Genomic DNA, 1360 nt, shown 5'->3' on the forward strand with positions numbered 1-1360 from the left:
ATGGTGCGCCAGGCATGGCGCGTAGCGCCGTGACTGGCGCTGTCGGGTTCACTGTGGTGGTGAGCCTGGCGACTTGGAGGTGAAAGTCCTCTACACACCCGGCAAGGGGAAGTGTTAGCTGAAGGCAAGGGTGTCGCGGGCGACTGCGAATCTGAAGGAAGCCCGAGGCAAAATGCTGGCCTGACGAACAGGAAGCGGATGAGGCGGCGCAGCGGGGTGAGGTGGCCATAATCGCCAAAGCCCGATACTTGCACGGAACGCTGCGACGTAGATCCGACAGGCATAAGCAGGAAGGTCGCGCGAATTACCCTGGGAGATCTGTACGCTTGCCATTGTGCTACCGATTGTCGAGAGGCGACGGGATGGGCGTGCAGAAGTCAGCCGAGGCCGTAGTAAGTGGCGGTCAACCACGCCATCAAGGGCCGAACAGGTCATGCCGCCAGTAGGCGTCAGCGTCTCGTCGATAACCGAAATGCAGAAATTTCTCCAAGAGAAGACTGTCACCCCGAGTCCCGGCCAGAGGCCGAGGATGACGCCTGACAGCGCAGAGGTATCGACGGCGTCGGTGACGTGGACGAACGCGGAACCGGACACGCTGATGGAGCGGGTGCTTGCACCGGCGAATCTCAAGCGTGCGTATCAGCGCGTGGTCAGCAACAAGGGGGCGCCGGGTGCCGATGGCATGACGGTCGCCGACTTGGCAGGCTACGTGAAACAGTATTGGCCCATCCTGAAGGTCAGGCTGCTGGCAGGTGAATACCATCCCCAGGCAGTGCGGGCGGTCGAAATTCCCAAACCGCAGGGCGGTATGCGGCAACTGGGCATTCCCAGTGTCGTGGATCGCCTGATCCAGCAAGCCCTGCTGCAACAGCTCACGCCGATCTTCGATCCGCTGTTCTCGGACTATAGCTACGGCTTCCGTCCGGGCAGAAGCGCTCACCAGGCTGTCGAGATGGCCCGCACCCATGTGGCGGCGGGTCATAGGTGTTGCGTGGAACTCGATCTGGAGAAGTTCTTTGATCGGGTCAACCACGACATCCTGATGTTCTGTGTTGAGCGCCATGTCGAAGACAAACAGGTGCTCAGACTCATCCGCCGTTACCTCGAAGCGGGCGTCATGTCGGGCGGGGTTGTCAGCCATCGGCAGGAGGGGGCGCCGCAAGGCGGCCCGCTTTCGCCGCTGCTGTCGAACATCCTGCTCGATGAACTCGACCGTGAGTTGGAGCGGCGAGGCCATCGCTTCGTGCGCTATGCCGATGACGCGAACATTTATGTCCGTAGTCCGCGTGCTGGCGAACGAGTGCTGGCCAGTGTCGAGCGGTTCCTGAATCACCGTCTGAAACTGAGACTGAATCGGGAC

Annotated in this window: 1 protein-coding gene; it reads left to right on the plus strand. The window is 61.2% G+C overall.

Annotated features, from left to right (window positions below):
- Positions 1-433 precede the first annotated feature (433 nt).
- Positions 434-1360 (plus strand): group II intron reverse transcriptase/maturase (gene ltrA / locus APH36_RS30270; protein WP_060501911.1); only part of this gene is annotated, 927 nt, incomplete at its 3' end.

The sequence above is a fragment of the Pseudomonas sp. NBRC 111133 genome, from assembly GCF_001320605.1.
Lineage (GTDB): Bacteria > Pseudomonadota > Gammaproteobacteria > Pseudomonadales > Pseudomonadaceae > Aquipseudomonas > Aquipseudomonas monteilii.